The sequence below is a fragment of the Pseudomonas xionganensis genome, from assembly GCF_009763245.1.
Lineage (GTDB): Bacteria > Pseudomonadota > Gammaproteobacteria > Pseudomonadales > Pseudomonadaceae > Aquipseudomonas > Aquipseudomonas xionganensis.
Genome location: NZ_WKJZ01000001.1, coordinates 1,136,321 through 1,161,696 on the forward strand (window position 1 = coordinate 1,136,321; position 25,376 = coordinate 1,161,696).

Genomic DNA, 25,376 nt, shown 5'->3' on the forward strand with positions numbered 1-25,376 from the left:
AGCCAAGGCTTATTGGCCAAGGCGGGTCATGTAACCCATCTGATGGCGGCTTCTGGCGCCTGTGTCGGTGCGGGCGTCGCTGGTGGTGTGATAGCAATCGAAGATAAAGCCACTTCCTACACCGATCGAGCCGGCTACGCAGTGAGCTTGTTGCTCGGTAGCAAGTTGGAATTGGGCATTAGCCCCGGCATTTTGCCAGCTGGCAGGAATGGCGGTTTCGCTGAGGAATAGGGTCAACCAAGTGGCCAGCCCGCTTTCCGCTGCCTGGAATGCAGTGTTCTGCTCCTGGGCATTGTTGGCCATGCGCTGTTGCAGGCTGGAGGTGCTGGCGGCGGTAATGGCCAGGATCGTTAGCAATAGCAGCAGGATCAGGCTGACCAGCAGCACCATACCGCGTTGTTGATTGGGCAGCTTTGTCACAGACGGTTCCTCAGCTCAATAACCGATGTAAAGGTGCGGGGCACGGCAAACTCGCCGCGCGAGTCATTCACCGCAAGAGTGATTTGAAGCTTTCTGACGTTGGCCATATCGGCTGTGGCCGCATCGCGCAGGCAGGTATTGGCGCCGCAGGCTTCGATATACCCAATGTTGGCAAAGTTGGCGTTGGCCACCAGCTGCTGGTTAAGGCCAATGTCGGGGGCTGAGATGCAGAGGTTGTCACCGCAGTCGCTGAAGGTGACCTGATAAGGCTCCATGGGATCCAGGGCGCCATCGCCATCGCTGTCAAAACAGGTACGATTCGGGAATGTGCCTGCTGGGTTGGGGCGTGCATAGTGAAAGGTGATTGAGTCGGCGGTGCCAACCAGGGCGCCAACCAGGGCGCCATCGGGGTAGGTGATACCGCCTGCTTCGGTGGTTGTGCCTGCCCCTACACAGCCCTGATAACCTGCCCGGCGCGCCTCTCGGGCAATCAGCTCAAGGGCCACACGGCCACTTTCCTGTACCCGGGCGAGTTCATTGCTGGTGCGGTCGGTGGCGCTGGTGTTGATATAGAGCTGCAGCACACCCAGCAACAGCAGTGAGCTGAGGATGATGGTGATCATTAGCTCGATCAAGGAAAATCCCAGTTGCGGTTTGTGTAGGCTCATAGGATTACCTGCATGTTATAGAACGCACGGTCATCGACGTCAGCTTCATCTACACCGCATGGCTCGGCTAGAACACTGTCAGTCTCTGTAACACCTGGCTCATCCCAAAAAATCACCAGGCAGAATGTGGAATTATTAATCTGTTGAACAAAGGCCTCTGCGCCCGGCAGGTTGTTCTGCAGATTTGCTGACCACTGGGCGAGGTCGAGATCCACTGTATCGGCTGCGCTGCAGTTGCTGGTTTTTGTCGCTGCATCAAAGCAGGCTGGTAATACAGCAGCCGATGGATCACCTTGGTAAGGCGAGGCAGCGGCAATTGCTTCATCACGGTTACTGCGCATCCGCTCAGCCAGGTCGTAAGCCGCAACGGTGGCTGCGCTGCGTTGGGATGCCCCTTGGCTGGACTGCATGCTCGCCATCATCAGAGTAGCCATGCCGAGCAGGCCAATGGCCAGAACAAACAAGGCAATCAGTACTTCTATCAAGGTGAAGCCTGTTGCCTGGCGAGGGAGTATTAGCATCCTTCATCTCCTCGGGCACTGTTCACTTGTCCCAGCAGGTTGATACACACGACGCGGGAAGTGGTGCCAACACCACGACTGTCTTCGATACTGAATGCGGGATCAGGACCATTGAGGCGGCCAGTTGGCAGGTAATCCAGCTGAGTGCTTGCGCTGAGTATTTCTACTTCAGTTCCCGTGGCTGGCACTACCCGCAATAGATTGGCGCCTTCCAGTACGATCAAGCCGCCATGCCATGGCTCTCCAGCGTCACAGGTGGCCATGTCGCTGCTGGGGCAAATGGTAATGGTGCGGCGTTGTTTCACCGCTTCGCTTCTGGCCAGTTGCAGTGCGCCGAGCAAGCCATTGGTGGTGGTCACGATGCGGTTGTTCTGCACCATGGTTTGATAGGCGGGAATGGCAACGGTGGCCATAATCGCCATGATGGCAATGGCAATCATCAACTCAATGAGGGTAAAACCTCTGGTGTTTGGCATGCTTGGCTATCCATTTTGACCCATGGACTAGCTTAGCGCCGTGGCGGGGCAAAGCCATGGGCCTGCGACCAGCGAGCCAAATGGTCGACGAGTTGCAGTTCAGCGGCAGGGGAGCGGCGTTTGATGTGCCTGAGCTCTCATTCTGCCTGTGACATTTATCACGATTTGCCGGGTGCTGACCTTGTCCCGGCAAAGGGAGAAGGTGCCATTGAGTGCTCGCGTTCTGCCGTTGGCAGCAAACTGCAGGTAGGGGCGCTGACGAAAGTTCGACCAGTACCAGCTGTAGTTGTTTGCCAGCTCCACGCGCTGTAGGAGCTCATCCGTGTGGTCGAGCTTTCCGTCCTGATTATGGTCGATGAATAGCAGAACATGCTTATCCCAGCGCTGGGTTGCCAGGCACTGTTCGGTGCCCGGGCAGAGGGTCACGGTTGCCCGCTTCAGCACTGCAGTGTTGCGGGCATAATGCAGCGCGCCCGTCAGCTGATTGGCCGTTTGTGTTTGCTGGTTCTTCTCGCGTAATGAGCCGAGACCGGGGAGGGCAGTTGCGAGGATAATGCCGCCAATCAACAGGCTGGCCATAGCCTCGATCAATGAGTGGCCGTTTTCAGTTGTCATAATTCCAGCGTCCTTGCCAGAGGGTGTCGTAGTCAAAACTGAGTCTAGAGCGGATTTTGCGAATGCCAAGTCGAGAAACACATGACGTTGTAGTGGTAGGTGGCGGTGCGATAGGGCTTTTGAGTGCATTTAACCTGGCGCTTGGCGGCTTGAGGGTGGCGGTGCTGGAGCGCCGTGAAACTGGGCTGGAATCCTCTTGGGCCGGTGGTGGCATTGTTTCGCCCTTGTATCCCTGGCGTTATTCGCCAGCCGTGACGGCTCTGGCCCATTGGTCGCAACAGTTCTACCCGAACTTTGCCGAGACGCTGCTGGGCAAGACGGGGATCGATCCCGAGGTCCATGCGACCGGTTTGTACTGGCTGGACTTGGAGGATGAGGCTGAGGCTTTGAATTGGGCTGCCCGCGAGGGGCGAGTGCTTGAACGAGTGGAATTGGCCCGTGTAGCCGCTGCGGTGCCGGCTTTGGGGGCGGGATTTACTCGGGCTGTGCATATGCCCGATGTGGCCAATGTGCGCAACCCGCGCTTGCTCAAGGCGCTGCGTGCGGCCTTGCTGCAAATGCCCAATGTCAGCCTGCATGAGCACTGCGCGGTCACCGGGTTTGTGCGCGAGGATAAACGGGTGGCTGGCGTGCGCAGTGCTTCCGGGGATTTTTATGCGCAGCGGGTGGTGCTCGCCGCTGGTGCCTGGAGCGGTGAGTTGCTGCGCGAAGTGGGGCTTGAGTTGCCAGTGGTGCCGGTCAAAGGTCAGATGATTCTTTACAAGTGCGCCGAAGGTTTTCTCCCAGCCATGGTGCTGGCCAAGGGGCGTTATGCGATCCCTCGGCGCGACGGACATATCCTGATCGGCAGTACGTTGGAGCATGCCGAGTTCGACAAGACCCCGACGGATGAGGCCTTGGCCAGTCTTAAAGCGTCAGCTATCGAGTTATTGCCGGCCTTGGCTGCTGCCGAGGTGGTGGGGCATTGGGCCGGGTTGCGACCTGGCTCGCCTGAGGGCATTCCCTTTATCGGGCCTGTGCCGGGGTATGAAGGGTTGTGGCTCAACTGCGGACATTACCGCAACGGTCTGGTGTTGGCGCCGGCGTCCTGCCGGTTGTTGGCGGATCTGCTTTTGGGGTGCGAGACGATTGTCGATCCGGCGCCTTATGCCCCGGCGGGGCGCCTGGCGCCGTTTTAAGGGGATAGGCTGCCGATTGGGCCGGTACCCGGACGGCGCTGCGCTTGTCCGGGCTACCGGCAGGTGTTACCCAGATTTTCCAGCTCCACAGGTGGTGTACCCTTCGCGAGACCGGCGCCTGGTCAGTCGATGCCCAGCTTTTTCAGGCGATAGCGCATCGAGCGAAAGCTTAAGCCCAGGCGTTGGGCCGCTGCGGTACGGTTCCAGCGGGTTTCTTCCAGGGCCTGCATGATCAGCTTGCGTTCGATGTTTTCCAGGTGATCTTCCAGGTTGTCGATCTGCGCCAGGCTGGTTTCGCCTGCCTCGCCGCCGTGGCAGGTGTCGCTCAGGCGCAGATCGCATGCGCTGATCAGATCGTCTTCGCACAGGGTGTAGGCGCGTTCGAGCATGTTTTCCAGTTCGCGCACGTTGCCGGGGAAGCGATAGCTTTTGAGCTTGTCCAGCGCCTCGGGGGCCAGGCGTGCCGGATTCAGGCCACTGCCTTCGGCCAGGCGCTTGAGCATGACGTCGGCCAGTTGGGCAATATCCTCTCGCCGCTCGCGCAGTGAGGGGACATGCAGTTCGATCACATTCAGGCGGTAGTACAGGTCCTGGCGGAAACGCTCGGCGGCCACTTCGGCTGCCAGGTCTTTATGGGTGGCACACAGGATGCGTACATCCACCACCACTTCCTGCTGGCCGCCGACGGCGCGCACAGCTTTTTCCTGAATCGCACGCAGCAGTTTGACCTGCATGGCCAGGGGCAGGTCGGCCACTTCGTCGAGGAACAGGGTGCCGCCGTTGGCTGCCTGGAACAGGCCCTGCTTGTCTTCGATGGCGCCGGTGAAGCTGCCCTTCTTGTGGCCGAAGAACTCGCTTTCCATCAGTTCGCTGGGAATGGCGCCACAGTTGACCGGGATGAAGGGTTGCTCCGCGCGCGGGCCTTGCTCGTGGATCAGACGTGCCACCAACTCCTTACCGCTGCCTGATTCGCCGCTGATGTAAACCGGAGCCTGGCTGCGGGCCAATTTGAGGATCTGCTTGCGCAGGGCCTTCATCGGTGGCGAGTCACCGAGCAGGCGGTTGTCCACGGGCAGCTCCACGCCCTCGGCCTGGCCCAGGCGCAGGGCGGTGGCAACCAGTTCGCGCAGGCGTCCCAGGTCCACCGGTTTGGTCAGGAAGTCGAAGGCCCCGGCCTTGAGCGCGTTGATCGCGGTATCCAGGCTGCCGTAGGCGGTGATCATGGCCACGGGGACCTGGGGGTGGCGCTGCTGGATATGCTGCACCAGATCGAGGCCGGTGCCGTCGGGCAGGCGCATGTCGGTCAGGCACAGGTCGAACGGTTCCTTGGCCAGCCATTCACGGGCTTCCTTGACGTTGCGCGCGCTGCGGGTATCGAGCTTCATCCGCCCCAGGGTGATTTCCAGGAGTTCGCGGATATCGGGTTCGTCGTCGACGATCAGGGCTCTTTGCCGGGTCATGGTCAGCTCAGTTTGCGCGAATGGGCGAAGGTGATGCGAAAACAGCTGCCACCACCTTCGCGCAGTTTATAGTCCAGGCGAGCCTGATTGCTCTCGCACAGTTCACGGGAAATATACAGGCCCAGGCCGGTGCCCTTGTTTTCTGTGGTGTAGAACGGTTCGAACAGGTGCTGTTGCAGCTCTGTGCTGATCCCGGGGCCATCGTCCAGTATTTCCAGTACCGGCAGGTCACTCTCCGTGTCGCGATAAAGCTTGAGCCAGACCTGAGCCTGGCGATTCTTTTGCGCACTGTAGCGCATGCCGTTTTCCACCAGGTTACTCAGCACCTGGTCGAGTTGGTGGGGGTCCATGCGGGTCTGAATACTGCCTGCGGGTGTATCCAGATGCAGGGTCTGATCATGCGCCGCTGTGCTGCGGAACTCGCTGGCGAAGCGGTGCAGCCAGTATTTCAGATCGAGCAGCTGGGGCTCTGCCTGGCGCCGGCGTGACAGTTGCAATACGTTTTCGATCACCAGGTTCATGCGCCGGGAGTGGTCCTGGATGATCTGCGCCAGGCGTTGATCGGGGCCGTGCAGCTCTTCCGACTCCTGCAGCAACTGCGCGGCATGGCTGATGGCCCCCAGTGGATTGCGGATTTCATGGGCGATGCCAGCGGTCAGGCGGCCCAGGGACGCCAGCTTGAGCTGCTGGGCCTGCTGGGCGATCTGCGAAATATCGTCGAGAAAGACCAGGGTGTGCTGGTGTTCACCGCGCTGCAGGGTGATAAAGCTGGGCTGCAGAACCCGGTCATTGGTCGCCGCCTTGAGGCTGGCCGGGCGCAGGCTTGGGTTATGCAGCCATTGCTGCAGGCGCTTGATCAGCTCCGGGCAGTGCGGGTCGAGGATTTTGCCGGTGAGGTTGTCATGGCCAAGCAGGTGGCGCGCCCCCTCGTTGGCCAGCAGCACCCGGTGTTGTTCATCCAGCACCAGAATGCCGGTGCGCATGCGTTGCAGGATCAGGGCGTTGAGGGCTTCCAGATTGGCCACGTCGGCGGCACGCTGCTCGGCCAGGCTTTCACTGACCTGAAGGCGCCGGGTCAGGGCCTGGATAAACAGTGCGGCGGCAAAGCACAGGGCACCGAGGGCGCCGACCTGCACATACTGCGCTGCAGCCGCGGGGCGACTGAGACTGAGATAGAAGGTCAGGTAGATCATGCCAATGGCGGCGGCTGCTGCAATCAGCAGGCCGACTCGCCCGCGCAGCAGGATATTGGCGATGGCCACGGCGACTATCAGCAGGTTGCCGATCCCGCTGGGAGTACCGCCGGCGGCATAGAACAGGCCGGATAGCAGGGTGACATCCACCAGTGCGAGGACGAAGATCTGAGCCAGGCGCCTGGGGTCGCGCATCAGGCCGATCACTAGCACATTGAGGATCAGATACAGCCAGCTGCCTTGCTGAAACAGCTGCGCATTGGCCAGGTCGAGCAACTCTTCATCGAGGTTGCTGGCGACCAGCAGGGCCAGGGTGATGCCGATGATCAGGCGGTACAGGTGGTAGATGCGCAGAATGCGCCGGCCCTGTGCGCCGGTGAGTGAGTGTGCTTCAGCGCCCATTGGAAGACGGGCCCTGCTCAAGGTGAGCCTGACTGCAGTACCAGTGTTGTTCCTGAGGCAGGGCGCTGGCCTGGGGAATATGCACACCGCAATGGGCACAGCGCACCATCGGTAGAGGATTGTCCTGGGGCGTGCGGCGTGACTGCTGTGCGCGGGTAAAGCGCCGCCAGAGCCATACGGCAGCGCAGATAATGGCGATCCAGAACAGCAGACGGAACAGGCCCATAGCGGTCTCATTTATCGGGAAAGTGGCCAGTTTAGCTAACCACACCGGCCCAGCCCAGCGTTGTCCTGAGTGATACAGAACACAAAATGGATGATGAAAGTAGCGTAACTGCAGGATTTAGCTAGCCTTAGTTCGCAGATTAGCCCCGTACTGGGAGGGCGCTGCTGATGCCGTCACTGTCTAACTCCATATCGGGCCTGGCCCGAACGCGCTCCGGGTACCGCTCTGGCCGGCCGAGAGTGGCCCTGTTGCTGTTGCTGCTGGGAGGCCTCGGGGGCTGCAGCGAACGGCTGGATCATCAGTCGATTGTCAGCAACAGCAGCCCGATCAAGGCGAGCGAGTTGCTGCAAAGCCATGCCGACCGTATGGCAACCCTGGCCATGCGCAACAACCTCAACAGCCTGTATCGCCTGATGGACAAACTGTATGCGCGCAATCCGCGGGAGTGGCGCAAGAGTGGCTTTGCCAGCGCGGAACAGGCCAAGCAGCAGGTACATGACGCCATCGAGCAGGGCCGTTCGCTGCCGGCTTTGGCCGGACGCCGTGATGTCCAGGCGCTTGGCTACGCACTCAGCGCCGACTACCAGGGTGATCGGGTTGCGGCCTATATCTATGCCCTGGGAAGCATGCTGATTGCCGCCCATGGTGGGCGCACCGAGTACTATCTGGCCCATTCGCTGGACGTGCAGTTTATTCACAACGCCGCACGCAATGTGGAAAAGGCCGCCTGGATGCTGGCCAATCGGCGCGACGAGCAGGGCAATCCCTGGTTGCTGTCCAACGAGATGTCGGAACAGGGGAACAACCTCAGTTATGCGGTGGAGTTCGGCAAGATCGTGGCCAGGCTGGACCTGCTGACCGATGTGCTGGATGAGCGCTACCGGCGCATCGGCGTCAATTATGCTCAAGGGCTGCTGTTTCTCAACTTCCTGCCGGTGCAGTAAGGCCTACTGTGCCCAGCGTTGCTCGATGGTGGTCAGGCTGCCCTGAGCGCGCAGACGCTCCAGCGCGTCACTGAACTGCCGGGCGCGCTCCACGTCGCCCTTGGCGAAGGCCACGAAGCGGGGCATTTCCACCAAGGGGGTGGGGAGAAAGCGTACCTGCTGTTCGGCCAGTTGCTCGCGGACGAAATACAGCAGCTGTACCTTGTCGCCAACAATGATGTCGATGCGTCCGGCCAGCAGCATGGACACCAGCTGTCGTGGATTTTGCGCGCTGGTGTCGCGGGACAGGCCGGCCTTGTCGAAGCTGGATTCATAGGCATAACCGCGCACCTGGCCAATGGTGTAGGGCGACAGGTCCTCTACGGCCTGCCAGTCCTGGATTGCCGTCTTGTGCGTGGTCATAAAGACGGTCGAGCCCATGCGAATCGGCCCCACCAGTTCATACTGTGCCCGTCGCTCGGCTGTTCCCGTGAACTGGAAGGCCATCTGCGCCTGGCCCCGATCAAGCATGCGCTTGACCCTCTCCCAGGGATACAGGCGCAATTCATAACTGACCTGGGCTTCATTCAGCACGGCTTGCACCAGTTCCACATCCAGGCCCTTGGGCTGGCTGTCGTCCGGGTCGAGGATAAAGCTGTAGGGGGCGAACTGCGCGTCCCCTACGACCTTCCAGTCCTGGGCCCAGGTCGGGCCGGCCAGGATCAGGAGCAGAGCAAGGCTGAGATAGCGCACGGGGCAGACCTCCGCAGGGGCTTCTGGCTTTTAGCCTAGCTCAGCGCAGGGCATCCATAGCGGAATCTCAGACCTTGCGCACAAACTCCGATTTCAGCTTCATCGCACCGATGCCGTCGATCTTGCAGTCGATGTCATGGTCACCGTCGCACAGGCGGATGTTCTTCACTTTGGTACCCACCTTGACCACCAGGGAGGAGCCCTTGACCTTGAGGTCCTTGATCACGGTGATGGTGTCGCCGTCCTGCAGCACGTTGCCCACCGAGTCCTTGATCACCTTGGCGTCATCGGCATCGTTCGCTGTCGCTTGGGGGGACCATTCGTGGGCGCATTCCGGGCAGATCAGCAGGCTGCCGTCTTCGTAGGTGTATTCGCAATTGCACTGGGGGCAGGGGGGCAGGGTACTCAAGGGGCGTTCTCGCGGCAGGTTCGATTAAGAAGCCGCAAATTATATAGGGTTTTTACCCGCGCATGACCCTTTGCGCCGGCCCCTGGTTGGCTTGGCCCTTTTTCCTGAGGCAGAGACTGGCAGCGGATACGAAGATGGAGTGGCCGATGCTGCTGGTGGCGGGCCAACGAGGCGCGGGTCAGGGTTCTGGCGCTGGGGGCTGGAGAAAAGCCTTAAGAATAATAAGGCCTAGCCGATATTGAACCTAGCTCCGGGGCGTTGTGTGCGCTGCCGAGGTTGCTACCCCGATTTTGATCATTGCCGACACTGAGTTGATGCGTGTGCGTCAGCTCCGCTTGGGCGCCGCTGTTGTTCAGGGATGAAGCTGTACAGGCCAGAGAGGCTGACCGTTGGGGCCTGTGTGCTGAATGGCTTTCCTGACTAGACCTGATGAGGTGTGCCCATGCTTGGCCAAATGTCCGTGAAATTTCGTCTGCTGTTGCTGGCCTTGCTGCCCCTGCTGGCGCTGGTGTTACTGGCGGCGATCTCCCTGGGGCAGATGAGCAGCCTTAATCAGGGTATCCACAGCCTTTATGTGGATCGTGTTGAGCCCATGGAGCAGTTGATTACGGTCAACAATGGTTATGCCAACGCGCTGATTGACCTGAGCCATAAATACCGCGCCGAGCTGATCGATGCCGGCACCTTCCGCCGCGAGGTTCAGGCCTCGCTGCAGCGCGCCGAGTCGGCCTGGGATGCCTATGAGCAGACCTATATCACCGGTGATGAGGCGCGCCTGATGGAGGTGGTCAAGCAGGCCAAGGTGCCTGTGCGCAACCTGATCGACGCGCGCCTGCAGCAGGTGGACAGCGGTGAACTGCTCAGCCAGAACGGGCCGAGTTTCAACCGTCAGACCTATGAAGCCTATGACCCGCTACTTGACGCCCTGGATGCCCTGTACTCCTATCAGGTCAAGTTCGCCAGTGAGTTTAATCAACAAACCGAAACCGACTACCAGGGGCTGGTCAAGGCCTATGTCATCGCCTGTGGCCTGGTGGTGCTGGTGCTGGCCTTTCTGGCCTGGGCCATCTATCGCTCCATCAGCCGTCCCCTGGGACATATGCATGAGGTGATCAGCGACATCTCCGAGCATGCCGACCTGACTCGCCGCCTGCAGATCGAGGGCAGCGATGAGTTGGCGCAGACCGGGCTGGCCTTCAACAGCATGATGGACCGTTTTCAGGCCCTGGTGGGCGAGCTGGGTCGGGCCGTCGAACAGCTGGCCTCCTCCTCCGAGGAGATGAGCTCGATCAGTCAGCAGGTCAGCCACTCGGCCAGTGCCCAGGAGGAGCAGGTGATCATGGTGGCCACGGCCATCAACGAGATGACAGCGGCGATTCAGGAGGTGGCCAGCAATGCCCTGAATGCCGCTCAGCATGCCACCGATGCTGATGGCAAGGCGCGGGCCGGCAGCAGTACCGTGCGCGCCAACGTGCAGGCCATGCAGTCGCTGTCCGAGCGGGTCAGCAGCGCCACCCAGGTGATCGAGCAGCTCAATCGGCAGTCGGAAAACATCAGCCAGGTGCTGACCACCATTCGCGGGGTGGCCGAACAGACCAACCTGCTGGCCCTCAATGCCGCCATCGAGGCCGCCCGCGCCGGTGAGGCCGGACGCGGTTTTGCCGTGGTGGCCGATGAAGTGCGCAGCCTGGCGGGCAACACCCAGCAGGCCACCGAGTCGATCCGCACCATGATCGACGAGCTGCAGGCCTCGGCCCGCCAGGCGGTGGATGCCATGGAAGAGGCCAGTGAACAGGCCAAGCACAGCGCCACCCAGGCCGGTGAGTCCGGCAATATCCTGGAGGCCATTACCCAGGCGGTGGAAACCATTGCCGATATGAACGCGCAGATTTCCACCGCGACCGAGGAGCAGACCTCGGTGGCCAACGAGATCAACGAGAACATCACCCGCTTCCAGGGCGGTATCGCCGAAGTGGGCGAAGGTTCGCGGCAGAGTTCCATCGCCAGTCAGGAACTGGCCGAGCTGTCGGTGCAGCTGCAGCGCCAGGTGTCGGTGTTCAAGGCCTGAGATTGACCTGTAGGAGCGGGCCATGCCCGCGATAGCTTTGGCGTGCATGGTCTATTCTTCGCGGCCATGGGCCGCTCCTACAAATGCCTACAAGCCGATCGCTGCAGTTGCTCCCTCAATCCCAATCCCTGATCAGGCCACGAAAGCAGGCATTGATCATCGGTGTGGCGTCCTGCAGCGGGTCGAACAGGTTGGGGTCGCGCAGCCAGTCGTGAAACAGACCGACGATCATGGCGTGCACGCTGCGGGCTGCCAGGCGCGGGCTGATGCCGGGCTGCAGGCGCGGGCTGACGGCGGGCTGGGCGAACTGCTGCTCGCACAGCTCGATAAACAGATTGATAAAGGCCTCGTGGCGCTGTTCCGCCTCGCGCAGCTCGGCGGTGAATTCGCAGCGGCGCAGCAGAATGGTGAAGATGCGCCGCTTCTGGGCGTCCCGCGCCAGGTTGGCGATGGCTTCGCTGCACAGGTCGCGCAGGCTCAGCAGCGGATCATCCTCGGCGCAGCCGCGCATGCGCTCGGCCAGCTGTTCCGGCGGCAGGCGCACCTGGCTGAGCATTTCGTGAAACAGATGGGCCTTGTTCTCGAAGTGCCAGTACAGCGCGCCGCGGGTCACGCCGGCATGGCGGGCGATCTGATCCAGGCTGGTATGAGCCACCCCCCTTTCCAGAAAAAGTGCCTCGGCAGCAGCCAGCAGGGCGCAGCGGGTTTGTTCGGCTTCTTCTTTGGTTCGGCGCATGGCGACTGGTCGGGTTTTGGCTAGGCTCAGGGAGCGGGTCGGCAAAGTGTAATGAATCCGAGAGGAACAATCTATTTACAAACATTCATGTATGTATATAGCATTGCCGGCCTTGAAAGTAGCGCCTGCGCGGTTCTGGAGACACCTCATGCATTTCTCTCGCGTTTTCCCCGCACTGTGCGGGGTCGTGTTGTTGTCGCTGGTAAGCCTTGCGGCTCTGGCTGCCGAGGCGCCGCCTGCTCCCGAAGTGGTGGTGGAAGTGGTGGCTCCCCAACCCTTGCCGCTGGAGCTGGAGTACTCGGCGCGTACCGCCGGTTATCGCGAGGTGCAGGTGCGCGCCCAGGTCAGCGGTATCCTGCAGGAGCGCACCTATCAGGAGGGCAGTGCGGTCAAGCAGGGGCAGGTGATGTTCCGCATCGATTCACGCACCTATCAGGCGGCCCTGGCCCGGGCCAAGGCCGCGCTGGCGCAGGAGCAGGCGCGCTACCGGCAGACCGAGCGTAATCTCAAGCGTATTCGCGAGCTGCAGCGCAAGGGCTTTGCCAGCGAGAGCGAGCTGGACAATGCCATCTCCAATTTCGAGCAGAGCAAGGCCAATATCCAGGCCGCCGAGGCCGAGGTGCAGGCCAAGCAGATCGACCTCGACTACACCACGGTGCGCGCGCCGATTTCCGGTATCACCAGTCGCGAGACGGTGTCCGAGGGCAGTCTGATGGTGGCCGGCGATCCCAATGCCAGCCTGCTCAGCCAGATCACCCAGCTCGATCCCATCTTCGTCAACTTCGCCGCCCCGGATTCCGAGGTGGAAGCCGTGCGCCGCGGCCTGCAGAGTGGCGCGGTGCAGCGTCCGCAGGACGGTACCCTGGCGGTCAGCGTGATCCTGGGCGATGGCAGCGTCTATCCCCTGGAAGGCAAGGTGGATTTCACCGACAGCCTGGTGGATCGCGGCACCGGCAGCGTCAGCGTGCGGGCGGTGGTGCCCAACCCCGAGCAGAAGCTGCTGCCGGGTCAGTTCGTGCGGGTACAGGTCCTGGGCCTGCAGATGCCCAGTGCCATCAGCCTGCCGGAACGGGCCATTGCCCAGGGCCCGGGCGGCACCTTTGTCTATGTGGTGGACGAGGCCGGCATTGCGCGTATGCGCGAGGTGCGCACCGGGCATACCGTGCAGGGGCGTTGGGTGATCGACGCCGGCCTGCAGCAGGGCGAGCGGGTGATCGTCGAGGGGCTGGCCAAGGTGCGTCCGGACAGCCCGGTACGCATCGCCGCGCCGAGTGCCGCCCAGGCCGCAGGAGAGTAACCCGGTGATTTCACGCTTCTTTATTGATCGCCCGGTGTTTGCCGCGGTGATTTCGGTGGTCATCGTCCTGGCCGGCCTGATGGCCATGCGCAGCCTGCCGATCGCCCAGTATCCGCAGATCCTCCCGCCCCAGGTGTCGGTCAGCGCCAGCTATGCCGGGGCCAGCGCCCAGGTGATCGCCGAGACGGTCGCCGCGCCGCTGGAACAGTCGATCAACGGCGTTGAGGGCATGATCTACCAGCAGTCCAACTCCGGCGGCAATGCCATGAGCCTGTCGGTGTACTTCGAGGTGGGCCGCGACCCGGACCAGGCCACCATCGACGTCAACAACCGGGTCCAGGCCGCCCTGGCCAAACTGCCGGAGGAGGTGCGCCGGCAGGGCGTCAAGGTACAGAAGAAGTCCTCGGACATTCTCCAGGTGGTGACCCTGTACTCCCCGGACGGTTCCCGCGACCCGGTGTATATCAGTAACTACGCGCTGATCAACGTGATCGACGAGCTCAAGCGCCTGCCCGGCGTCGGGGATGTCACCCAGTTCGGCTCGAAAGACTATTCCATGCGCATCTGGCTGCGCCCGGACAAACTGGCGCAGTACAACCTGACTCCCAGCGATGTGGTGGCGGCCATCCGCGAGCAGAACTCGCAGTTCGCCGCCGGCAGCTTCGGTCAGCAGCCCCTGGGCCAGCCCCAGGATTTCACCTACACGGTGACCACCCAGGGTCGCTTTACCGACCCGGCCGAGTTCGAGAACGTGATCCTGCGGGCCGATGAGACGGGCGCCAGCCTGCTGCTCAAGGATGTGGCGCGAATCGAGCTGGGCGCCCAGGACTATTCCCTGATCACCTCCCTCAACGGCCAGCAGAACGCGGCCTTCGGGGTATACCTGCAGCCCGGTGCCAATGCCCTGGATACGGCGGCGGCGGTGACCGAGGCCCTGCAGCGCCTGGAGCGCAACTTCCCCAGTGGCATGGCGTTCAAGGTGCCTTACGACACCACCAAGTTTGTCCGGGTGTCCATCGACGAGGTGATCAAGACCTTCTTCGAGGCCCTGGTGCTGGTGGTGCTGGTGGTGTTTATCTTCCTGCAGAACTGGCGCGCCACGCTGATCCCGGTGCTGGCCATTCCGGTGTCGCTGGTCGGCACCTTCGCCGGCATGTATCTGCTCGGCTTCTCCATCAACCTCTTGACCCTGTTCGGCATGGTGCTGGCCATCGGCATCGTGGTGGACGACGCCATCGTGGTGATCGAGAACGTCGAGCGGGTGATGAACACCGACAAGCTCGGTCCGCGTGAAGCCACGGTCAAGGCCATGGAGGAAGTCACCGGGCCGATCATCGCCATCGTCCTGGTGCTCTGCGCGGTCTTTGTGCCGGTGGGCTTTCTCGGTGGCCTGGCCGGGGAGATGTACAAACAGTTCGCCATCACCATCGCCATTTCGGTGCTGATCTCCGGCATCGTCGCCCTGACCCTGAGCCCGGCGCTCTGTGCCCTGCTGCTCAAGCCCGGGCATCACGAACCGGCCGCGCCGTTTCGCGCCTTCAACCGGGTGTTCGACCGGCTGACCAGCGGTTACACCGCCGGGGTGCGCTTCTTTCTCAAGCGCGCAGGCATCGGCCTGCTGCTGTTCGGCGCGATGATCGGCCTGATGCTCGTGCTGTTCAGCCGGGTGCCCAGCGCCCTGGTGCCCAACGAGGACCAGGGCTATGTGATCAACGCCTATTTCCTCCCGCCTGCGGCTTCCCTGACCCGCACCGACGCACTTACCAGTGCGGTGACCGAGCAGCTGGTGGCCCACCCCGCGGTGGAAAACGTGGTGACTTTCGCCGGCTTTGACGTGCTCACCTTCGGCACCCGCAGCAACGCCGGGGTGTCCTTTGTACCGCTCAAGGACTGGAGTGAACGCACCACGCCGGAGCTGGATGCGCGCAACCTGACCCGCGAGTTCATGGCCATGGGCGCGGCGCAGAAGGACGGCATGGTGATGAGTTTCAACCCGCCACCCATCACCGGCATGAGCACCACCGGCGGCTTCGAGGGCTATATCCAGGACCGTAGCGGCGCCGGTACCGCCAAGCTGGCGGAGAAGGTCAAGGCCTTCCTCGCCGCGGCCAGTCAGCGCCCGGAACTGGCCGGGGTGCAGAGCACCTTCAGCGCCAACGTACCGCAGTACTACATCGATCTGGATCGCACCAAGGCCCGCGCCCTGGGCGTGCCGATCAGTGATGTGTTCACCGCCATGCAGGCCACCTTCGGCAGCTACTACGTCAACGACTTCAGCCTGTATGGACGCACCTTTCAGGTCAGCCTGCAGTCCGAGGCCGAGTTCCGCCGCAAGCCGGAGGATCTGTCCCAGGTCTATGTGCGCTCGGCCAGTGGTGAGCTGGTGTCGCTGTCCAGCCTGGTAAGGGTCGAGCGCATTCTCGGGCCGGACACCTATGCCCGCTTCAACGTCTACCCGGCGGCGAAGATCCTCGGTGGCCCGGCCCCCGGCTACAGTTCCGGCCAGGCCCTGGTGGCGGTGCAGGAAGTGGCGGCCGAGGTGCTGGGCAGCGACTACAGCATCGGCTGGACCGGCTCGGCCTACCAGGAAATCGCCACCCAGGGTTCGGGCAGCAATGCCTTTATCTTCGGCCTGATCATGGTGTTCCTGATTCTCGCCGCCCAGTACGAGCGCTGGACCCTGCCCCTGGCGGTGGTCACGGCGGTGCCCTTTGCCGTGTTCGGCGCGATCCTGGCGGTGTGGCTGCGTGGCATCGAGAACGATCTGTACTTCCAGGTCGGCCTGGTGACCCTGATCGGCCTGGCGGCGAAGAACGCCATCCTGATCGTCGAGTTTGCCGTGCTCGCGCGGCAGCAGGGCATGGGTATCTTCGAGGCGGCGCTGGAGGCTTCGCGCCTGCGCTTTCGCCCGATCATCATGACCTCCCTGGCCTTTATCCTCGGTGTGGTGCCCCTGGCCATCAGCAGCGGCGCCGGTTCGGCCAGCCGTCACTCGATCGGCACGGGGGTGATCGGCGGCATGCTGGCCGCGACCTTCCTGGCAATCTTCCTGATCCCGATGTTCTACCTGCTGGTGGAATCCCTGGCTGCGAGGCTGAGCACAAAGAAGGGGTAGGGTGCGCGGTGCGCACCTTGGCCAATAATCGGTGCGCACGGCGCACCCTACTGGACGACCCGAACCATTAAGCCGCCATGACCTTACGCATTCTGCTGATTCTCGGCGCCCTGAGCGCCTTTGGCCCACTGGCCATCGATATGTACCTGCCGAGCTTTCCGGCGCTGGCCCGGCAGTTCGCCACCGATGTGGAGCAGGTTCAGCTGTCCCTGGCGGCCTACTTTATCGGCCTGGCCATCGGTCAGCTGGTCTATGGGCCGTTGGCCGACCGCTTTGGCCGGCGCCGGCCACTGTTGGGCGGGGTGCTGCTGTTTACCCTGGCCTCCCTGCTCTGCGCCCTGGCGCCGAGCCTGGAGTGGCTGATCGCCGGGCGCTTCGTCCAGGCCCTGGGCGGCTGCGCCGGCATGGTGGTGTCGCGGGCGGTGGTGCGCGACCTGTGTGACCCGATCAACTCGGCCAAGGTGTTTTCCCAGCTGATGCTGGTCATGGGCCTGGCGCCGATTCTCGCGCCGCTGGCCGGCGGCCTGTTGCTGAAGACCCTGGGCTGGCCGTCGATCTTCGTCGTGCTCGCCCTGTTCGGTTTGCTGTGCCTGCTGGCAGTGGCCCTGTGGTTGCCGGAGACCCTGGCCCGTAACGCCCCGGCGGCGCCTCTGCGCGGGGCGCTGGGGCAGTATCGGCGGCTGTTCGCGGATGGCGCGTATCTGGGCTATGCCCTGAGCGGCGGTTTTGCCATTGCCGGGATGTTCGCCTATATCGCCGGCTCGCCCTTTATCTTTATCGAACTCTACGGCGTGCCGGCCGAGCACTATGGTTGGCTGTTCGGCAGCAATGCCCTGGGCTTTGTGCTGGTGGCCCAGCTCAATGCCTGGCTGGTGGCGCGCCACGGCCCGGTCTACTGGCTGCACCGGGCGGTGTGGATCTACCTGCTCAGCGCCCTGGCCCTGCTGCTGGTGGCCCGCGCTCAGCCGGCCGCATTGTGGCCCTTGCTGATCCCCCTGTTCTGCTGCATCGCCTGCCTGGGCATTCTGATGCCCAACGCCTCGGCCAGCGCCATGGCCGGCCAGGGCCAGCGTGCCGGTAGCGCCTCGGCTCTGCTCGGCAGTCTGCAGTTCGGCATTGCCGCCAGCGCTGCGGCCCTGGTGGCCTGGCTGCATGACGGCACGGCGCAGCCATTGGCCTGGGTGATCTTTCTCTGCGGCTGTCTGTCCCTGGGCTTTTCGCTGTTGACCCGGCGGGTCGAGCGGCGCCTGCTAGCTGGCCGCCCTTAAACGACTGCCCGGCAGTGCATGCGGGGCTTGCAGGCGTGCCTGCAGGGTGGCGAGAAACTGGCGGGCCTCGGCTTCACTGCGAAAGCTGACGCAGTGCTGATCCAGGCGCACCTGCCAGCAACGGCCGTCGGGTCTGTCGATGGGCTCCAGAGCAAGCTTCATGGGACGCGCCTCCAGGTGGGTGAAGGCTCAGTCTAGACCCGGCTTGGGTGGATACCCTGATTTGCGTCAAGTCGGCGACTGATGGTCAGCCGTTGGTCGGCTGCGCTGCATGCGCACCGCCAGCCCGGCCAGGCGGGTGAACTCGGTGACCAGAGCGATATCGGCGGGTGCCGGGCGACCGGGTTGACGGCCGTAGATGCCAAAGGTGCCGAGCACCTGGCCGCGGTCATCCTTGAATGGCAGCGACCAGCAGGCCTGCAGGCCGGCGGCGCGGGTCAGCTCCAGATAGTCCTGCCAGTAGGGGTGCTGATCGATGTCCTCGGCGATTACCAGTTCGCCCGTGCTCAGGGCGTGGCCACAGGAGCCGACCTGCAGATCAGCGCGGATACCTTCCACGGCTTGGCGATAGTCCATCGGCAGGCTGGGGGCGGCGCCCACATGCATGTTCTGTTGTTCGTCGAGCAGCATGATGGAAACCAGCATATGCGGATTGAGAGCCTCCAGGCGCAGGCTGATCGCCTCCAGAATCTGCTCCAGCGGGTACTGCCCGAGCAGCTTGTCCAGCACCGCATTGCGCGCCTGCTGCAGTTGCTGGGTCTGATAGCGCTCGTGAATATCCCGCAGGCTGCCGCGCAGGCCCTGGCCGGTTTCGCTGTGTTGCAGTTGCAGTTCGACCCGACGCAATTGTCCCTGGGGATTATGCAGATAGGCCTCGTGACGCAGGCTCTCACGCTTGCCCTGACTCAACTCCTGCAGGTACAGGTGCAGCGGTGGCTGCACGATCTCGGGGATAAAGCGCTGTAAGGGTTGGCCCAGACTGGCATGGGCCGGATAGCCGGTGATGCGGCTCCAGGCCGGGTTGAGAAAAACCAAGCGCTGCTGATCATCGGTCATAAAGATGGCGTCACTGAGGTGCTCCACCAGCTCGCGGTAGCGGGTTTCACTCAGGTGCAACTGGCTGTCGACCCGCTTCTGCTGGCTGAGGTCGATGTCCACACAATACAGCTCCAGTTGCTCGCGGCTGTTGCGCAGCATCAGGTGGCTGGAAAATACCCAGACCGGGCTGCCGTCCTTGCGTTGCAGTTCGATCTCTGCCGCTGGAATGGGTGGGCCGCCCAGCTGCCAGCGATTGATGGCGTCCGCCACCTTGCGTCGCTCGGCGGGCGGCACGATCAGTTCTTCCAGGCGCTTGCCCATCACCTCCTGCAGGCTGTAGCCGTACAGCTGGGTGCTGGCCTGGTTCCAGTAGATCACCCGACGCTCGCGGTCATAGCCTTGCACGGCGATACGTGGGGTCTGCTCGAACAGCTGGCGGAAACGCTGTTCGCTCTCGCGCAGGGCGCTTTCGTCGCGCTTCTGCCCGCTGATGTCCTGCACGGTGCCGAGGATCTTGCCCTGCTCATCCACTTCGGCACGCAGCATCAACCAGAGGGTAGGCGCCTGCTGGGGCTGATTGAGGCGTGCGCTGATGGACAGGGGCTCGTGCTTGAAAATCAGCGCCTGCATGGCCCGCTGCACGGCAGGGCGTTCGCCGGGGTGCAGCCAGCTGAGCAGTTGCTCCAGATCGCTTGGGTTGCGTTCGGGCGGTTGATGCAGCAGGGCCAGGGCCTCGTCGCTCCAGTAGAAATTGTCGTTGTATTCCCAGTGGGCGAGGGCGGCATTGCGCAGGCTTTGCTGCATCTGCCGACTCTTGCGCAGCAACTGGTTGAGCAACTGCTGCTGGGTCAGGCGGTCGCGGTAGGCAATGATGAAAATCAGCAGGCTGCTGAGCAGGATAAAGACCAGGCCCTTGACGGTTTGCAGGCTGGCCATTTGCTCGGCATCACGGGTCAGGTTCTTCAGCAATGAGTCGCTGCCCAGAATCCAGGCGCTGCTGAACAGCACATAAGCGCCTGCCAGGCGCAGGGGGCCTTTGAGTGTCGGCTGCATCCTTGGCACCCTCTGATGCTCGGCAATAAACGCCCTAAGCATAGCTCAGGGCGCAGGCCCTGATGCGACAGCGGGTCGCGCCCGGACGATTGGCGTGGTGCTGGCGGGCTGTTAGAGTGGCTCGCCATGAAGCCCTCTCTCGCCCAACGCCGCCTGCTTGCCTGGATGCTGTATTTCAGCGTGCTGTTCAGTGCGTTCGCCTGCAGCATCGGCCATGGGCAGATGGCGGGCTTGCAGCTGAGCGGCTTGAGTGGTCAGTACTGCTCCTTCGAGGGCAACTTCGGCGCTGGTGCCGATCTCGGCGACGCCGGGATAGTCGCGGCCAATCCTGCCACGGGTGCCGGCTGCGCCCTGAGCTCCACCTTCAGTGCCATCATCCTCGCGGCGTTCTTCGGTCTGCTGGGCCTGCTGATGACCAGCCAAGCGCCGCTACGGGCCGTCCTCCATATCCCCCGGCCTGTCCGCTATCTCTGGCCTTCGGCCAATCCCCGCGCGTCTCCCTTCTTCGCCTGACACCTGCTGGCCCGGCTCGCTCTTGTCGCGAAGCCGGGCAGCGCCTGTGTGGCCATGTGGCTGCGCCTGATACCGACCTGCCCCGATAGTTGATAGATCTGACTGGAGATGTCCATGTTGAAGAAGACCCTGCTGTTCGCCCTCCTGATGGCTGCCGGCCTGCCCACCCTGGCCCACGAATACGACGCCGGCGCGTTGCATATCGAGCACCCCTGGTCGCGGGCGATGCCGCCGGTGGCGCCGACGGCGGCGGCTTATTTTGTCGTGCACAACAAGGGCAGCGAGGCCGATCGCCTGCTTGGGGTCAGCACGCCTCATGCCGGCAAGGCCGAGCTGCACGAGCATGTGCATGCCGATGGCCTGATGAAGATGCAGCAGGTGCAGGCGGTGGATATTCCCGCCGGGGGCGAGATCCGCTTCGAGCCCATGGGTTATCACGTCATGCTGTTCAACCTGCAGCAGCAGGCCAAGGACGGCGAGCGCTTCCCGCTGACCCTGACCTTCGAGAAGGCCGGTGAAGTCGAGGTGGACGTGGCTGTGCAGGCCGACGCAGCGCCCGCTGCCGAGTCGGTAGACGCCCATGCCGGGCATGGCGCTCAGGCCAAGCCTCAGGCCCATGGCGAGCATCAGCATTGATCTGCTTGGGTATCGCTGCACTGGCGCTGACGGGGTGGTGGATGCCTGAGCCATGCCTGGGCTAAGCCTGCTGCCGCGTGCCGCCAGCCTGGCCCTGGCGGCCATGCTGCTGCTCAACCTCGGCCCGTTGCTGTCGCAGTGGCTGGTGCCGGTCGCGCCTGCCTGGTTGAGCGAACTGGCTTGCCATGACGAAGGCGAGCCAGGCAGCAGTGACCCTGAACGGCACAGCCATGATCCGCTGTGGGCCAAGTGCGGCTATTGCACCCTGCTGTTCAGCTCGCCTGCCCTGAGCAGCCCGGCGCCGCTGCTGGCGCTGGGTCACTGGGCGCGTTCGGCGCCGCTGTTGCCGCGCAGGCCCCAGGCCGCCCTGGCGCCTTGGGTCTATCCCGCCGCCTACGGGCGCGCGCCCCCCGGTCTGTCCTGACTCAATCGCTGTGTATCCCTGTACCCGCCTGTTCCAGGCGGGTACAGCCTGCCTTTGTCTTGATGATGGAAAGACCATGTCCCGCTCTGCATTCTTTGCCCTGGCGCCCCTGAGTGCGTCCCTGCTGTTTGCTGCCCAGGCCCCAGCTGCCCAGGCCCCGATTGATGACCCATTGCTGCTGCCCGCGCTGGTGATCAGCCATGGCCGGCCCCAGGCGAGCGAGCCGCTCGACGCCCCCAGGCAGTCACCGCTGACCCTGGTCAGCGATCCCAAGCAGCCGCGCCAGCCGATGCCGGCGGCCGATGGCGCCGACTACCTGAAGACCATTCCCGGCTTTACCGCCATCCGCAATGGCGGCGCCAATGGCGACCCGGTGTTTCGCGGCCTGTTCGGTTCGCGGCTGAATATCCTCAGTGACGGCGGCCTGATGCTGGGGGCCTGTCCCAATCGCATGGACGCGCCCACGTCCTACCTGTCGCCGGAAAACTTCGATCGCCTGACCCTGATCAAGGGCCCGCAGACCGTGCTCTGGGGGCCGGGCGCCTCGGCGGCAACCATCCTCTTCGAGCGCGATACGCCACGCTTCAACGAGCTGGGTGGGCGGCTCGATGGCAGCCTGCTGGCCGGTAGCAACGGCCGCTTCGACCGTCGCCTGGATGCCACGGCCGGCGGCAGCCAGGGCTATCTGCGCCTGCTGGCCAACCGCGCCCAGGCCGATGACTATGCCGATGGCAATGGCGACACGCTGCCTTCACGCTGGAGCAAGTGGAACAGCGATGTGCTGCTCGGTTGGACACCCAATGCCGACACGCTGATCGAACTCAGTGCCGGCCGGGGTGATGGCGAGGCCCGCTATGCCGGGCGCGGAATGGATGGCAGCCAGTTTTTGCGCGAGAGCCTGGGCCTGCGCGTGCAACTGGACAACCTTGGCGAGGTTTTCAGCAGCCTGGAAGGGCAGCTGTATTACAACTACGCCGACCATGTGATGGACAACTTCAGCCTGCGCAGCCCCAACCCGCAGGACGTGATGGTGATGATGCGCAACCCCATGGCCAGCAATGTCGATCGGCGCACCCTGGGTGGGCGTCTGATTGGCACCTGGAACTGGCAGGACCTTGAGCTCAAGGCCGGCGTCGATGCCCAGCGCAATGAGCACCGCAAGCGCGCCTCCAGCTTCAATATGATGACCCAGGTGTACACCGACTATGACCAGTTCCGTTGGGACAAGGACGCTGAGTTCCACAATTACGGCTTGTTCGGTGAGTTGACCTGGCAGGTCAGCGAACGTGAGCGCTGGGTCACGGGCGCACGGCTGGATCGCGCCGCGGTCAAGGATTACCGGCAAACCCTGGGCAGCGGCATGACCCTGCGGGCCAACCCCACTGCCGATAAGACCCGCCGCGACACGCTGCCCAGTGGATTTCTGCGTTACGAGCAGGATCTGCAGCGTCTGCCGGCCACCTGGTATGCCGGCCTCGGTCACAGCCAGCGCTTCCCGGACTACTGGGAACTGTTCTCCGCCAGCCCCGGCCCCATTGGCTTTGTGCAGCCGATGGAAAGTCTCGACCCGGAAAAGACCACCCAGCTGGACCTGGGCATCAACTACGGCGGTGAAAAACTGCAGGCCTGGGCCTCGGCCTATATTGGTCAGGTGCGTGACTACATCCAGTTCAGCTATGGGCCAGGGATGATGCCCGGGCATGTGCGTTCGCAGGCCAGCAATATCGATGCGCGCATCATGGGTGGCGAACTGGGCATGAGCTATCGCCTGGACAGCAACTGGCAAACCGATGCCAGCCTGGCCTATGCCTGGGGCAAGAACAGCTCTGATGACCGGCCGCTGGCGCAGACGCCACCGCTGGAGGCGCGCTTCGGCCTGGCCTATGAGCAGCATGACTGGAGCGCCGGTGCCCTGTGGCGCGTGGTGGCGGCGCAGAACCGCGTGGATGAGGGCAGGGGCAATGTGGTGGGCAAGGACTTCGGCAGCAGCAGTGGCTTTGCCGTGTTTTCCCTGAACGCGGCCTACCGCATCAGCCCGGAGGTGAAACTCAGTGCCGGGGTCGACAACCTGTTCGACCGGACCTACAGCGAGCACCTGAACCTGGCCGGCAATGCCGGTTTCGGCTTCTCCATGGACGATCCTCAGGCGGTCAACGAACCGGGGCGTACGCTATGGACCAAGCTGGATTTCAGTTTCTGATTCGGCTGCGCGCTGGTTAAGACCCCGTAGGAGCGGGCCATGCCCGCGATCAACCCTTCGCGGGCATGGCCCGCTCCTACGCTATTGCGTCCGCCTCAGGCCAGCCGCGCCTCCAGGCTATTCTGCGCCAGGCGTTTGGCCTGTTCCTCGGTCATGCCCAGGCTGTCATGCAGGGCGGCGAAGTTCTCCCCGACATAGCCGCCGAAGTAGGCCGGATCGTCCGAGTTCACCGTCACCTTCACCCCGCGTTCGAGCATCGCCAGGATATTGTGCTGGCGCATATCGTCGAACACGCACAGCTTGATATTGGACAGCGGGCAGACAGTCAGGGGGATCTGCTCGTCGATAATGCGCTGCATCAGCCGCTCATCCTCGATGGCGCGCACGCCGTGGTCGATACGCTTGACCTTGAGCAGATCCAGGGCCTCCCAGATATATTCCGGTGGGCCTTCCTCGCCGGCGTGAGCCACGGCATGCAGGCCTTCGCTGCGCGCCTTGGCGAATACCCGCTCAAACTTGCTCGGCGGGTGGCCCAGCTCCGAGCTGTCCAGGCCCACGGCGATAAAGGCCTCGCGAAAGGGCATGGCCTGCGCCAGGGTGGCGAAGGCTTCTTCCTCGGACAGGTGGCGCAGAAAGCTGAGGATCAGGCCGTGGCTGATGCCTAACTGCTTCTCGCCATCCACCAGGGCCTGCTGAATCCCGCGCAGCACCACCTCGAAGGGGATGCCGCGCTCGGTGTGGGTCTGCGGATCGAAGAAGGGCTCGGTGTGCACCACGCCCTGTTCCTTGCACTTTTGCAGATAGGCCCAGGTCAGGTCGTAGAAGTCCTGCTCGGTGCGCAGCACGTCCGCGCCCTGGTAATAGAGGTCGAGAAACTCCTGCAGGTTATTGAAGGCATAGGCCCCGCGCAGGGCCTCCACATCGCTCCAGGGCAGCTTGATCCTGTTGCGCTCGGCCAGGGCAAACAGCAGTTCGGGCTCCAGGGAACCTTCCAGGTGCAGGTGCAGTTCGGCCTTGGGCAGGGCGGTGATCCAGTCGTACATGGCGGCGCTCTCCTTGATGATGGGGTGCAGTTTAAACCTTCCGCAGCCGCTCTACAGGCGCTGTACCCGGCTGCGCCCACGGCTGAGGTTGGCCAGCAACTGCTCCAGCGCGCTCACATGGGCCTCAGGTAGGGCCAGCTGCAGCAGGGCGCCTTCGGCGTCGAAGGTTTCGCTTTCCAGCAGGGCCTGCAGCTCATCCAGGCGCGCCTTGAGCAGGGGCAGCTCGGCAAAGCTGCAGTGCAATTGGCAGCGGCTGCGCAGCACCTGTTCCACCGCCTGGCCGCTCTGCAAACACTTGGCCGCGCTGCCGCCATAGGCCCGGGCCAGGCCTCCGGTGCCCAGCTGAATGCCGCCGTACCAGCGGATCACCAGCACCACCACCTGATCGAAACCCTGGCCTTCGATGGCGGCGAGGATCGGCCGGCCAGCGGTGCCGCCGGGCTCGCCGTCGTCGCTGAAACGGTACTGGGCGCCGACCTTCCAGGCCCAGCAGTTGTGTGAGGCCGAGCCGTCGCTATGGGCCTGGATAAAGGCCTGGGCGGCGGCGGGGGAGTCGACGGGGGCGGCCAGGGCGAGGAAACGGCTCTTGCGAATTTCTTCCTGGTACTGGCAGGGGCTGAGCAGATTGAGGGTCATGCTGGCGATTATGCGCCTTGCTCGGTGTCGGGTGAACTCGCCTGCGGCGTGTTGCCGCAGTAGGACAGTCCTAAGCCCGACAGGCTCCCAGGCCTTGGTTATACT

The 25,376-nt window shown here is 63.1% G+C and carries 25 protein-coding genes; 10 read left to right on the forward strand and 15 right to left on the reverse strand.

Annotated elements, in window-relative coordinates; all coding sequences use genetic code 11:
- Positions 1 to 9: 9 nt before the first annotated feature.
- From GJV18_RS05110 to GJV18_RS05130, 5 genes are all read right to left on the reverse strand, one after another.
- Entirely contained in the window at positions 10 to 390 is a 381-nt protein-coding gene (locus GJV18_RS05110; RefSeq protein WP_160343624.1) for a PilX N-terminal domain-containing pilus assembly protein, read from the reverse strand.
- Between the two features lie 26 nt (positions 391 to 416).
- Entirely contained in the window at positions 417 to 1,088 is a 672-nt protein-coding gene (locus tag GJV18_RS05115) for a PilW family protein (protein WP_160343625.1), read from the reverse strand.
- Positions 1,085 to 1,609, reverse strand: a complete 525-nt coding sequence (pilV, locus tag GJV18_RS05120) for a type IV pilus modification protein PilV (protein WP_160343626.1) — start codon at positions 1,607 to 1,609, stop codon at positions 1,085 to 1,087. Before pilV ends, GJV18_RS05115 begins: the two co-directional genes overlap by 4 nt.
- Positions 1,603 to 2,085, reverse strand: coding sequence for a GspH/FimT family pseudopilin (locus tag GJV18_RS18615; RefSeq protein ID WP_325065241.1), 483 nt, complete (start codon positions 2,083 to 2,085; stop codon positions 1,603 to 1,605). Before GJV18_RS18615 ends, pilV begins: the two co-directional genes overlap by 7 nt.
- A gap of 99 nt (positions 2,086 to 2,184) precedes the next feature.
- Entirely contained in the window at positions 2,185 to 2,700 is a 516-nt protein-coding gene (locus GJV18_RS05130; RefSeq protein WP_160343627.1) for a GspH/FimT family pseudopilin, read from the reverse strand.
- A gap of 62 nt (positions 2,701 to 2,762) precedes the next feature.
- Here GJV18_RS05130 and thiO point away from each other — a divergent pair, with 62 nt between their 5' ends.
- Positions 2,763 to 3,878: a glycine oxidase ThiO gene (gene thiO / locus GJV18_RS05135; protein WP_160343628.1), complete on the forward strand. Its 1,116-nt coding sequence runs from the start codon at positions 2,763 to 2,765 to the stop codon at positions 3,876 to 3,878.
- Between the two features lie 122 nt (positions 3,879 to 4,000).
- Here the strand turns inward: thiO and GJV18_RS05140 are convergent, their stop codons facing one another.
- The 3 genes from GJV18_RS05140 to GJV18_RS05150 are packed head-to-tail and all read right to left on the reverse strand — an operon-like array spanning position 4,001 to position 7,159.
- Positions 4,001 to 5,338 carry a sigma-54-dependent transcriptional regulator gene (locus GJV18_RS05140; protein ID WP_160343629.1) on the reverse strand — a complete coding sequence of 446 codons (1,338 nt, stop codon included), beginning with the start codon at positions 5,336 to 5,338 and terminating at the stop codon, positions 4,001 to 4,003.
- Positions 5,339 to 5,340: 2 nt separating this feature from the next.
- The gene (locus GJV18_RS05145; RefSeq protein ID WP_160343630.1) at positions 5,341 to 6,933 is read right to left on the reverse strand and encodes a sensor histidine kinase; all 1,593 of its coding nucleotides are present in this window, start codon (positions 6,931 to 6,933) and stop codon (positions 5,341 to 5,343) included.
- Positions 6,923 to 7,159, reverse strand: a complete 237-nt coding sequence (locus tag GJV18_RS05150; protein ID WP_160343631.1) for a PP0621 family protein — start codon at positions 7,157 to 7,159, stop codon at positions 6,923 to 6,925. The genes GJV18_RS05145 and GJV18_RS05150 overlap by 11 nt, the downstream gene beginning before the upstream one ends.
- Positions 7,160 to 7,326: 167 nt before the next feature.
- Here GJV18_RS05150 and GJV18_RS05155 point away from each other — a divergent pair, with 167 nt between their 5' ends.
- A complete protein-coding gene (locus tag GJV18_RS05155; protein WP_407692333.1) occupies positions 7,327 to 8,103 on the forward strand; it encodes a hypothetical protein in 777 nt (258 codons plus the stop codon).
- Between the two features lie 3 nt (positions 8,104 to 8,106).
- Here GJV18_RS05155 and GJV18_RS05160 read toward each other — a convergent pair whose 3' ends face one another.
- Entirely contained in the window at positions 8,107 to 8,835 is a 729-nt protein-coding gene (locus GJV18_RS05160; RefSeq protein ID WP_160343633.1) for a substrate-binding periplasmic protein, read from the reverse strand.
- A 67-nt stretch (positions 8,836 to 8,902) separates the two neighbouring features.
- Positions 8,903 to 9,244: a zinc ribbon domain-containing protein YjdM gene (locus GJV18_RS05165; protein WP_160343634.1), complete on the reverse strand. Its 342-nt coding sequence runs from the start codon at positions 9,242 to 9,244 to the stop codon at positions 8,903 to 8,905.
- Between the two features lie 454 nt (positions 9,245 to 9,698).
- Between GJV18_RS05165 and GJV18_RS05170 the strand changes: the two genes are divergently transcribed.
- Entirely contained in the window at positions 9,699 to 11,312 is a 1,614-nt protein-coding gene (locus tag GJV18_RS05170; RefSeq protein WP_160343635.1) for a methyl-accepting chemotaxis protein, read from the forward strand.
- 115 nt (positions 11,313 to 11,427) lie between these two features.
- On the opposite strand, the gene GJV18_RS05175 is transcribed toward GJV18_RS05170, so the two are convergent.
- A complete protein-coding gene (locus tag GJV18_RS05175; RefSeq protein ID WP_160343636.1) occupies positions 11,428 to 12,048 on the reverse strand; it encodes a TetR family transcriptional regulator in 621 nt (206 codons plus the stop codon).
- A 148-nt stretch (positions 12,049 to 12,196) separates the two neighbouring features.
- On the opposite strand from GJV18_RS05175, the gene GJV18_RS05180 reads away from it, so the two are divergent.
- From GJV18_RS05180 to GJV18_RS05190, 3 genes are all read left to right on the forward strand, one after another.
- The gene (locus tag GJV18_RS05180; RefSeq protein WP_160343637.1) at positions 12,197 to 13,345 is read left to right on the forward strand and encodes an efflux RND transporter periplasmic adaptor subunit; all 1,149 of its coding nucleotides are present in this window, start codon (positions 12,197 to 12,199) and stop codon (positions 13,343 to 13,345) included.
- 4 nt (positions 13,346 to 13,349) lie between these two features.
- Positions 13,350 to 16,460, forward strand: a complete 3,111-nt coding sequence (locus tag GJV18_RS05185; protein WP_160343638.1) for an efflux RND transporter permease subunit — start codon at positions 13,350 to 13,352, stop codon at positions 16,458 to 16,460.
- A 77-nt stretch (positions 16,461 to 16,537) separates the two neighbouring features.
- Entirely contained in the window at positions 16,538 to 17,728 is a 1,191-nt protein-coding gene (locus tag GJV18_RS05190; RefSeq protein ID WP_160343639.1) for a Bcr/CflA family multidrug efflux MFS transporter, read from the forward strand.
- Here the strand turns inward: GJV18_RS05190 and GJV18_RS05195 are convergent.
- Together GJV18_RS05195 and GJV18_RS05200 are read right to left on the reverse strand one after the other, a co-directional pair.
- On the reverse strand, positions 17,711 to 17,890 hold the full coding sequence (locus GJV18_RS05195) for a hypothetical protein (RefSeq protein ID WP_160343640.1): 180 nt from the start codon (positions 17,888 to 17,890) through the stop codon (positions 17,711 to 17,713). The two genes, GJV18_RS05190 and GJV18_RS05195, sit on opposite strands and share 18 nt — an antisense overlap.
- Before the next feature lie 66 nt (positions 17,891 to 17,956).
- Complete coding sequence (locus GJV18_RS05200) at positions 17,957 to 19,819, reverse strand: PAS domain S-box protein (protein ID WP_160343641.1); 1,863 nt, start codon at positions 19,817 to 19,819, stop codon at positions 17,957 to 17,959.
- A 126-nt stretch (positions 19,820 to 19,945) separates the two neighbouring features.
- Here GJV18_RS05200 and GJV18_RS05205 point away from each other — a divergent pair, with 126 nt between their 5' ends.
- From GJV18_RS05205 to GJV18_RS05220, 4 genes are all read left to right on the forward strand, one after another.
- Positions 19,946 to 20,332: a DUF2946 domain-containing protein gene (locus GJV18_RS05205; RefSeq protein ID WP_160343642.1), complete on the forward strand. Its 387-nt coding sequence runs from the start codon at positions 19,946 to 19,948 to the stop codon at positions 20,330 to 20,332.
- A 114-nt stretch (positions 20,333 to 20,446) separates the two neighbouring features.
- A complete protein-coding gene (locus GJV18_RS05210) occupies positions 20,447 to 20,968 on the forward strand; it encodes a copper chaperone PCu(A)C (RefSeq protein WP_160343643.1) in 522 nt (173 codons plus the stop codon).
- A 52-nt stretch (positions 20,969 to 21,020) separates the two neighbouring features.
- Positions 21,021 to 21,392, forward strand: coding sequence for a DUF2946 domain-containing protein (locus GJV18_RS05215; RefSeq protein WP_160343644.1), 372 nt, complete (start codon positions 21,021 to 21,023; stop codon positions 21,390 to 21,392).
- A gap of 76 nt (positions 21,393 to 21,468) precedes the next feature.
- Positions 21,469 to 23,592 carry a TonB-dependent copper receptor gene (locus GJV18_RS05220; protein ID WP_160343645.1) on the forward strand — a complete coding sequence of 708 codons (2,124 nt, stop codon included), beginning with the start codon at positions 21,469 to 21,471 and terminating at the stop codon, positions 23,590 to 23,592.
- Positions 23,593 to 23,687: 95 nt separating this feature from the next.
- Here GJV18_RS05220 and GJV18_RS05225 read toward each other — a convergent pair whose 3' ends face one another.
- Positions 23,688 to 24,635, reverse strand: a complete 948-nt coding sequence (locus GJV18_RS05225; protein ID WP_160343646.1) for an adenosine deaminase — start codon at positions 24,633 to 24,635, stop codon at positions 23,688 to 23,690.
- Positions 24,636 to 24,686: 51 nt separating this feature from the next.
- Positions 24,687 to 25,271: an IMPACT family protein gene (locus tag GJV18_RS05230; RefSeq protein ID WP_160343647.1), complete on the reverse strand. Its 585-nt coding sequence runs from the start codon at positions 25,269 to 25,271 to the stop codon at positions 24,687 to 24,689.
- Positions 25,272 to 25,376: the final 105 nt, after the last annotated feature.

Excerpts from the sequence above, each read along its gene's own strand:
- GJV18_RS05110 (WP_160343624.1), bottom strand. The coding sequence starts at position 390 with ATGGTGCTGCTGGTCAGCCTGATCCTGCTGCTATTGCTAACGATCCTG.
- GJV18_RS05115 (WP_160343625.1), bottom strand. The coding sequence starts at position 1,088 with ATGAGCCTACACAAACCGCAACTGGGATTTTCCTTGATCGAGCTAATG.
- pilV (WP_160343626.1), bottom strand. The coding sequence starts at position 1,609 with ATGCTAATACTCCCTCGCCAGGCAACAGGCTTCACCTTGATAGAAGTA.
- GJV18_RS18615 (WP_325065241.1), bottom strand. The coding sequence starts at position 2,085 with ATGCCAAACACCAGAGGTTTTACCCTCATTGAGTTGATGATTGCCATT.
- GJV18_RS05130 (WP_160343627.1), bottom strand. The coding sequence starts at position 2,700 with ATGACAACTGAAAACGGCCACTCATTGATCGAGGCTATGGCCAGCCTG.
- thiO (WP_160343628.1), top strand. The coding sequence starts at position 2,763 with ATGCCAAGTCGAGAAACACATGACGTTGTAGTGGTAGGTGGCGGTGCG.
- GJV18_RS05140 (WP_160343629.1), bottom strand. The coding sequence starts at position 5,338 with ATGACCCGGCAAAGAGCCCTGATCGTCGACGACGAACCCGATATCCGC.
- GJV18_RS05145 (WP_160343630.1), bottom strand. The coding sequence starts at position 6,933 with ATGGGCGCTGAAGCACACTCACTCACCGGCGCACAGGGCCGGCGCATT.
- GJV18_RS05150 (WP_160343631.1), bottom strand. The coding sequence starts at position 7,159 with ATGGGCCTGTTCCGTCTGCTGTTCTGGATCGCCATTATCTGCGCTGCC.
- GJV18_RS05155 (WP_407692333.1), top strand. The coding sequence starts at position 7,327 with ATGCCGTCACTGTCTAACTCCATATCGGGCCTGGCCCGAACGCGCTCC.
- GJV18_RS05170 (WP_160343635.1), top strand. The coding sequence starts at position 9,699 with ATGTCCGTGAAATTTCGTCTGCTGTTGCTGGCCTTGCTGCCCCTGCTG.
- GJV18_RS05175 (WP_160343636.1), bottom strand. The coding sequence starts at position 12,048 with ATGCGCCGAACCAAAGAAGAAGCCGAACAAACCCGCTGCGCCCTGCTG.
- GJV18_RS05180 (WP_160343637.1), top strand. The coding sequence starts at position 12,197 with ATGCATTTCTCTCGCGTTTTCCCCGCACTGTGCGGGGTCGTGTTGTTG.
- GJV18_RS05190 (WP_160343639.1), top strand. The coding sequence starts at position 16,538 with ATGACCTTACGCATTCTGCTGATTCTCGGCGCCCTGAGCGCCTTTGGC.
- GJV18_RS05195 (WP_160343640.1), bottom strand. The coding sequence starts at position 17,890 with ATGAAGCTTGCTCTGGAGCCCATCGACAGACCCGACGGCCGTTGCTGG.
- GJV18_RS05200 (WP_160343641.1), bottom strand. The coding sequence starts at position 19,819 with ATGCAGCCGACACTCAAAGGCCCCCTGCGCCTGGCAGGCGCTTATGTG.
- GJV18_RS05205 (WP_160343642.1), top strand. The coding sequence starts at position 19,946 with ATGAAGCCCTCTCTCGCCCAACGCCGCCTGCTTGCCTGGATGCTGTAT.
- GJV18_RS05210 (WP_160343643.1), top strand. The coding sequence starts at position 20,447 with ATGTTGAAGAAGACCCTGCTGTTCGCCCTCCTGATGGCTGCCGGCCTG.
- GJV18_RS05215 (WP_160343644.1), top strand. The coding sequence starts at position 21,021 with ATGCCTGGGCTAAGCCTGCTGCCGCGTGCCGCCAGCCTGGCCCTGGCG.
- GJV18_RS05220 (WP_160343645.1), top strand. The coding sequence starts at position 21,469 with ATGTCCCGCTCTGCATTCTTTGCCCTGGCGCCCCTGAGTGCGTCCCTG.
- GJV18_RS05225 (WP_160343646.1), bottom strand. The coding sequence starts at position 24,635 with ATGTACGACTGGATCACCGCCCTGCCCAAGGCCGAACTGCACCTGCAC.
- GJV18_RS05230 (WP_160343647.1), bottom strand. The coding sequence starts at position 25,271 with ATGACCCTCAATCTGCTCAGCCCCTGCCAGTACCAGGAAGAAATTCGC.